The organism is Microbispora sp. H10836 (assembly GCF_012999525.1).
Taxonomy (GTDB): domain Bacteria; phylum Actinomycetota; class Actinomycetes; order Streptosporangiales; family Streptosporangiaceae; genus Microbispora.
Window position 1 is genome coordinate 106,175 of record NZ_JABBWU010000027.1, and the last position, 6,727, is coordinate 112,901.

9 protein-coding genes are annotated in these 6,727 nt (G+C 70.4%); 4 read left to right on the top strand and 5 right to left on the bottom strand.

The window, feature by feature from the left end:
- Positions 1–9 precede the first annotated feature (9 nt).
- Together HHX30_RS35460 and HHX30_RS35465 are read right to left on the bottom strand one after the other, a co-directional pair.
- Positions 10–846 carry a DUF4388 domain-containing protein gene (locus HHX30_RS35460; RefSeq protein ID WP_169987884.1) on the bottom strand — a complete coding sequence of 279 codons (837 nt, stop codon included), beginning with the start codon at positions 844–846 and terminating at the stop codon, positions 10–12.
- A 14-nt stretch (positions 847–860) separates the two neighbouring features.
- A complete protein-coding gene (locus HHX30_RS35465; RefSeq protein ID WP_169987886.1) occupies positions 861–1,232 on the bottom strand; it encodes a roadblock/LC7 domain-containing protein in 372 nt (123 codons plus the stop codon).
- A 210-nt stretch (positions 1,233–1,442) separates the two neighbouring features.
- Here HHX30_RS35465 and HHX30_RS35470 point away from each other — a divergent pair, with 210 nt between their 5' ends.
- The gene (locus tag HHX30_RS35470; protein ID WP_169987888.1) at positions 1,443–1,970 is read left to right on the top strand and encodes a DUF523 domain-containing protein; all 528 of its coding nucleotides are present in this window, start codon (positions 1,443–1,445) and stop codon (positions 1,968–1,970) included.
- Here the strand turns inward: HHX30_RS35470 and HHX30_RS35475 are convergent.
- Entirely contained in the window at positions 1,945–3,171 is a 1,227-nt protein-coding gene (locus tag HHX30_RS35475; protein WP_169987890.1) for a DUF4032 domain-containing protein, read from the bottom strand. The genes HHX30_RS35470 and HHX30_RS35475 overlap by 26 nt on opposite strands.
- A 56-nt stretch (positions 3,172–3,227) precedes the next feature.
- Between HHX30_RS35475 and HHX30_RS35480 the strand changes: the two genes are divergently transcribed.
- Positions 3,228–4,802: a DUF885 domain-containing protein gene (locus HHX30_RS35480; RefSeq protein ID WP_169987892.1), complete on the top strand. Its 1,575-nt coding sequence runs from the start codon at positions 3,228–3,230 to the stop codon at positions 4,800–4,802.
- On the opposite strand, the gene HHX30_RS35485 is transcribed toward HHX30_RS35480, so the two are convergent.
- The gene (locus HHX30_RS35485) at positions 4,799–5,428 is read right to left on the bottom strand and encodes a class II aldolase/adducin family protein (RefSeq protein ID WP_169987894.1); all 630 of its coding nucleotides are present in this window, start codon (positions 5,426–5,428) and stop codon (positions 4,799–4,801) included. The genes HHX30_RS35480 and HHX30_RS35485 overlap by 4 nt on opposite strands.
- A gap of 47 nt (positions 5,429–5,475) precedes the next feature.
- Here HHX30_RS35485 and HHX30_RS35490 point away from each other — a divergent pair, with 47 nt between their 5' ends.
- On the top strand, positions 5,476–5,745 hold the full coding sequence (locus HHX30_RS35490; RefSeq protein WP_169987896.1) for a 4a-hydroxytetrahydrobiopterin dehydratase: 270 nt from the start codon (positions 5,476–5,478) through the stop codon (positions 5,743–5,745).
- A 3-nt stretch (positions 5,746–5,748) separates the two neighbouring features.
- Here the strand turns inward: HHX30_RS35490 and HHX30_RS35495 are convergent, their stop codons facing one another.
- Positions 5,749–6,171, bottom strand: a complete 423-nt coding sequence (locus tag HHX30_RS35495; protein ID WP_169987898.1) for a nitroreductase family deazaflavin-dependent oxidoreductase — start codon at positions 6,169–6,171, stop codon at positions 5,749–5,751.
- A 252-nt stretch (positions 6,172–6,423) separates the two neighbouring features.
- Here HHX30_RS35495 and HHX30_RS35500 point away from each other — a divergent pair.
- The coding region (locus tag HHX30_RS35500) for a hypothetical protein (RefSeq protein ID WP_211593136.1) at positions 6,424–6,727 on the top strand (304 nt) is incomplete at its 3' end.

The window sequence follows — 6,727 nt, forward strand, 5'->3', positions numbered from 1 at the left end:
ACCCGATCACTACAGCGCCTCCAGCGCGTCACGCAGTCTGAGCAGCAGGTTCACGTCGGTCGCGTCGGCGTTCACCTGCGGGAGTTCCGAGGTGGAGCGCCCGGGCCCCGTCGGCCGCTTGGGCGGCGGAGGCGGCTTGGGCGGCGGGGGCGGCTTGGGCGTGCGCTTGGGCAGCGCCGCCGTCTCGGCCGTCACCACCAGGCCGGCCGCCGCGAGCTCCCGTACGGCCAGCAGCGTGGAGTAGGCCGGGCGCCCGAGCCGGCGGGCCAGCTCGACCGGCGTGGCGGTGGAGTCGGCGGCGAGCAGCAGCTCCCACTGCAGCCGGCTGAGCAGCGCGTGCGAGCCCGGGATCCGCCGCAGGGGCGTCACCGGCCGCGCGTCCAGCTCGGACGACGGCCAGGCCCGCTCCAGTCGGGCCCGGCGCCTGGCACACTCGCGCAGCAGACCCGGCACGTCGAAGAACCAGTGGATCCCGAGCCAGTGGGCCTCGCCGTCCTTGAACCTGGTCCTCACCGTCTTGGGCGTCAGGAGGAAGAAGGCGGCGTCGAGCGTGGCGGACAGCACGCAGAACTCCAGCTCGCCCCGGCTGAGCACCCCTTTGTCCACGAGCAGGGCGCCGCCGTCGCCGCCGGGACCGGCCTCCTGCCGCGCGTGCCGGACCCCGTTCGCGCTGATCCGGCCCGACGCGCCGAGCAGGCCCTCCACGCCGGGCGTGGCCGCGCACTCCACGTACGACACCCGGCCGTGGTCGTAGTAGACCGTGCCCTCCTTGCCCACCCGCAGTGAGCCGGTGGCCTCGTCCTGGGCGAGGCCGGTGAGCACGGCGTCGAGAGTCGGGGCGGCCACCGGTCAGGCTCCCATCAGGAGGCGACCAGCTCGTCGGTGATCGTGCGCAGCCGCCGCCGGGCCAGGGCGAGGTTCGACCGCTCCACGTCCAGGCGTACGCACAACAGCAGCGGACCGTCGAACATCATCTCCATGGGCCGCACCAGGTGGTACGCCGTGCCCGTGGTGACGATCACGTCCTCGATCCGGAAGCCCGTCTCCTCTGACGCCAGCGCGATCCCGTCGAGCGTGGCGCGGTACGCCTCGCTGAGCCCCGCGGCCGCCCGCCCGGGATCGGGGATTCCCTTTCCCGCGACGGCCATGCCGCTGGTGTGGTCCACCAGAATGGCGCCGAGCGCGCCCGGGATCGACATGGCCTCGGAGAGGCAGTCCTCTATCCCGATCAACCCGTAACTCCTCGCCTCGCCGGTACAGCGCGGCCAACACTAGAGGAGCAGGTGAACGGGCCTCCCGGGTCGAAAACAGCTCGGATAAACGGATTAGTCCGGGAGAATAAGAATTCTTCCTCTCGGAATGGTAATCCAGATTTTCGTGAAATTTCCTCATGTCGCCCGGGATGGCGTGCCCACCTCGGTGCGGCGGCCAGAATGGAGGGCGTGGAACGCATTCTGGTCAGTGCCTGCCTGCTCGGCAGCAGGGTGAGGTACGACGGCGGGGCGAAGACGAGCGACGACGACCTGCTGGCTCGCTGGCGCGCCGAGGGGCGGCTGGTGCGGTTCTGCCCCGAGGTCGAGGGCGGGCTGCCCGTCCCCCGGCCGCCCGCCGAGATCGAGGGCGGCGCGGGCGGCGCCGCCGTCCTGGCGGGCGCGGCCCGGATCCTGACGCCGGAGGGCGACGACGTGACCGCCGCGTTCCTGTCCGGCGCGCAGCAGGCCCTCGCCGTCGCCCGGTCCTTCGGCGTGCGGGTCGCGATCCTCAAGGAGGGCAGCCCGTCGTGCGGCTCGCTGCGGATCTACGACGGCAGCCATCGGGGGAGGGCCACCCCCGGGCAGGGCGTGACGACCGCGCTGCTGGAGCTGAACGGCGTCCGCGTCTTCGGCGAGGACCGGATCCCGGAGGCCGCCGCCTATCTGGAGGATCTTGTCACGGAGACAGCGTTTACGGAGACAGGGGATCCGAGGTGACGATGACGGCCTTCTCGTCGGGCTTGTGCACCAGGACGTTGTCCACGTAGGACCGCACCGCCGCCTCCAGGCCGACGTCCTTGCCGGCGGCCTCCGACATGTACCAGCGGTGGTCGAGCACCTCGTGGAAGAGCTGGGCCGGCTCCAGCTTGCGCCGCAGATCGGCCGGGGTGGCGTTCACCACCGGCTGGAACACCTCGGCCAGCCAGCGGTGGGCCACGATCGCCTCGTCCTCGTGCCGCAGCCCGTTCGACACCCGGAACGAGTCGAGGTCGTTGAGCAGCCGCCTGGCCTGGTTCTCCTCCACGTCGAGGCCGGTCAGGCGCAGCAGCCGGCGCTGGTGGTGCCCGGCGTCCACGACCTTGGGCCGGACGATCAGCCGGGAGGTGCCCGCCTTACGGCGCACCATCATCTCGGCGACGTCGAAGCCGAGGGAGTTGAGCCGCCGTACGCGCTGGTCCACGCGGTGCCAGTCGACCTCCTCGATGATCTCGTCCTCGGTCAGCTCGTCCCACAGCCGGTGGTAGCGCTCGACGAGCTGCTCGGCGAAGGCCAGCGGGTCGATGGTCGGGTGGAGCAGGCCGCCCGCTTCCAGGTCGAGCATCTCGCCGTAGATGTTGACGTGCGCCACGTCGATGTCGTGTGACCGCTGGCCCTCGCTGATCGCCGGATGGAGCTCGCCGGTCTCGGCGTCCACCAGGTAGGCCGCGAAGGCTCCGGCGTCCCGCCTGAACAGCGTGTTCGACAGCGAGCAGTCGCCCCAGTAGAAGCCGGTCAGGTGGAGCCGTACGAGCAGGACCGCGAGCGCGTCGAGCAGGCGGATCAGCGTGTCGGGCCGCACCGAGCCCGACAGCACCGCGCGGTACGGCAGTGAGAACTGCAGGTGCCGCGTGATCAGGGCGGAGTCCAGTTCGGAGCCGTCCGGGGCGGTCCGCCCGGTGACGACGGCGACCGGCTCGACGGCGGGCGCGTCGTGCCGTGCCAGGTCCCACAGCAGCTGGTACTCCCGCTTGGCGTACCGCGTGCTGATCTCCTTGATCGCGTACACCCGGCCGCTGAGCCGGGCGAAGCGCACCACGTGCCGGGAGATGCCGCGGGGCAGCGTCACCAGGTGGTGGACGGGCCACTCTTCCAGGGGGACGTCCCACGGCAGGCGGATCAGGTCGGGGTCGCTGGGGGCGCCGGTGATCTGCAGGGGCACCAATCGCTCCTTATCTGGGGGCTTCCACACAAGTGTCGCGGATAGAGTCGGGCGCTATGACGCTGGTGGACGAGTTCATCGACTGGTACCTGGCCGAGAACCCGGTCAGAGCGGCCCTCCTGGGGGCCGACGGATACGACCGCACGCTGGGCGACCTCAGCGCGACCGCCTTCACGGCGCGGGAGCGGGCGGCCGAGGAATGGCTGCGCAAGCTGTCGGAGGCGACGCCCGAGAGCCCTGAGGACGAGATCGACAGGGACCTGGTCGCCGCCCACCTACGCGGGCAGATCGCGCAGGCCCGCTGGCCGGAGTGGCGGCGCGAACCGGCCACCTACCTCGGGGTGATCTTCGGGTCGATGTTCACGCCGTTCCAGCAGCGCCTCAAGCCGGAGGCCGAGCTGGTCGACGCCGCCGTCGCGCGGCTGGCCGAGGTGCCCGCCGTGCTCGCCGCCTGCCAGGCCAACCTGGACCCCGATCTCGCCGCCGATCTGCTCGTCAAGCGCGGCCTCGACCAGGCCCGTACGGGACGCCGCTTCCTGACCGAGACGCTGCCCGCGCTGGTCGGCGACCCGGATCTGCGGGCGCGGCTGGCCGCGGCCACCGAGCCCGCCGCCGACGCGTTCGACGGGCTGGTGCGCTTCCTGGAGGGCTTCGAGGCCCGCGGCACCTGGCGGATGGGCGAGGAGCTCTACTCCGCGCTGCTGCGCGAGCAGGAGATGCTCGGGTACGGCGCGGCCGAACTGCACGAGAAGGGCCGCCGGGCCTGGGCCGAGCTGGACACGCGGATGAGCGAGGTCGCCGCCCGTCTCGGCTCCGGCAACTGGCGGGAGGCGATGGAGTCGCTCATGGACGACCACCCGCCGACCCTGGAGGCCATGCGCGCCGAGTACGAGGCCGAGACGCTGCGGGCGCGCGAGTTCGTCCTCGAGCGCGGGCTGGTGACCTTCCCCGAGGGGGAGGTGTGCCGGGTCGAGCCCTCGCCGGAGTTCCAGCGGCCCATCATCGCCGTGGCCAGCTACCTCGCCCCGCCGCCGCTGTCGTCCTCGCGTGATGGTGTCTTCTTCGTGCCGTACACGCCGGACGGCTTCACCGAGGAGCAGGTGCGGCAGCGGCTGCGGACCAACTCGCGCCCCCAGATGCCGTCGATCAGCGTGCACGAGGGTTACCCCGGCCACCACTGGCACCTGTCCTGGATGGCCGGCAACCCGCACCGCGCCCGCAAGATCTTCCGTACGCCCTATTTCGTGGAGGGCTGGGGGCTCTACGTCGAGAAGCTCATGCACGAGCAGGGCTACTTCGACACGCCCCAGACCGAGCTCGCCCACCTCGACTGCCGCATCTGGCGGGCCGCCCGGATCGTGGTGGACACCGCGCTGCACTGCGACGACATGTCGATCGAGCAGGCGGAGGAGTTCCTCACCACGAAGGCGTCGCTGTCGCCGGGCACGGCCGCCGGTGAGGTCAGCCGCTACTGCGCCTGGCCCACACAGGCGCCCTCGTACCTCACGGGGGCCCTGGAGATCGAGCGGATCAGGGCCGACTACGCGGGCGACCTGCGGACCTTCCACGACACGATCGCGGGCTCGGGCGGTCTCCCGCTCGGTCTCGCCAGGAAGGTAGTGCTCGGTTAGCCGTTCAGGGCGCGTTCGATGACGGCGGTGAGCTGGCCCTCGGTGAGCACCGAGGGCCGGCCCACGCCGAGAGCGCGGACGTAGACCTCGCACAGCCACTCCAGCAGGCGCGTCGCCTCGAACGCCTGCTCCAGGCCGCCGCCGATCGTCACCGCGCCATGGCTGGCCATGAGGGCGGCCTGCCTGCCCCTGATCGCGGCGATGACGTTGTCCGCCAGTTCGGGCGTGCCGTACGTCGCGTACGCGGCGACCCGGACGGCGCCGCCGAGCAGCAGGGCGTTGTAGTGGATCGGCGGCAGCTCGGTCATCGTCGAGCCGACCACGGTCGCGAAGACCGAGTGGGTGTGCACCACCGCCCGGGCATCGGTCGCCTGGTACAGCGCGAGATGCATCGGCGTCTCCGAGGAGGGTTTGCGCTCCCCGTCCACGACCCGCCCTTCCAGGTCGACGACGGGGCAGTCCTCCGGGCGCAGCCGGTCGAGCGCCACACCGGAGGGCGTGACGACGACCAGATCGCCGTCCCGGGCGCTCAGGTTCCCCGATGTGCCGATGACCAGGCCGAGGGCCGCCGCCCGCCGACCGTACTCGCACAGCTCACGCCGCAGCTCATCCACCTGCTCATCCACTCGGGCGAATCTACACAATCGGCGGTGTTTCGTGATGTCCTGATCTCATGTACGAGGCTTCCGAATGGCGCCGCGAGGGGGACACGATCCGCAGGACCGTGGTCGCCCGAGACTTCCGTACGGCCATCGCGATCGTGAACGACATCGCCGAACAGGCCGAGGCGCTGAACCACCATCCCGACATCGACATCCGGTGGCGGACCCTGCACCTTGCGCTGACCACCCACGACGCCGGCGGTCTGACCGACCTCGACTACAAGCTCGCCGCGCGCATCGACGCCATCGTGGCCGACCACGAGGCCGGGTCGCCGCAGTAACGCTTATGATCTCGCCGGGTAGAGGGCCACGACGGGGATGACGCGGGAGGTGCGTGCCTGGTAGTCGGCGAAGATCGGGACCAGCTCGGCCTGGCGGGCGTACCAGCGGTCGCGCTCCTCCCCGGCCAGCGGCACTGCGGTGGCGGTGAACGTCTCGATCGCCGTCCCGTCGCCCGACTCGACGGTCACGGTGGGATTCGCCAGCAGGTTGTGATACCAGTCGGGATGGCGCGGCGCGCCCGCGTAGGAGGCGAAGACGAGCAGCCTGTCCCCGTCACGCAGGCACGCGACGGGGTTGGTCCGGGCGGCGCCCGTTCTGGCGCCCGTGGTCGTCAGCAAGATCAGCTGCGTTCCCTCGAACGGCCCGCCGACCTTGCCGCCGTTCGCCCGGAACTCCTCGATGATCTTGTCATTCCACTCGGACATGCTGCGATGGCTCCTGAACCTCGATGTGTGTGCCCCGATAGCGAAGCTATTTGGTGATCAACATAGCCAACGGATCGCCGTCTGAGCCGGACGGGGGTCCCTCAGGCGCAAAACCCGCATAAAGCTCATGTCGGGCAATTGGCCCCAATTCTTTTCGGCCTGTGATTCCACCTTATTGGCTCGCCGACTTGCCGTGCTCTTCTGGTGCCTGGAAGAATTGATACAGGTTTTCGAATTCATTGAGGAGGGGTGATGGATCTGTTCGACTGGGATCCTTTTCCTCCTCGTAGTTCGAATAGTGGTGATGATGGCTGGTGGGATCGGCTGACTGCCGATTCTCCTTTGTGGTCGACGGAGGGTTCGCTCGCCCGCGACGGCAGTGTGGAAAACGACGCGGCCGCTGACACCGGGAGCATGGGCAGCGAGGCCGCCGATGATGCGGGGGCGGGTTCTGCCGGGGCGGATGGGGCCGGCGCGGGTGATCGCCGGGGTCGGTCGTCGTGGGTGCTGGTGGGTTCTGTTCGTGAGTCGGCGCGGGCGTTGGCGTTGGCGCCGG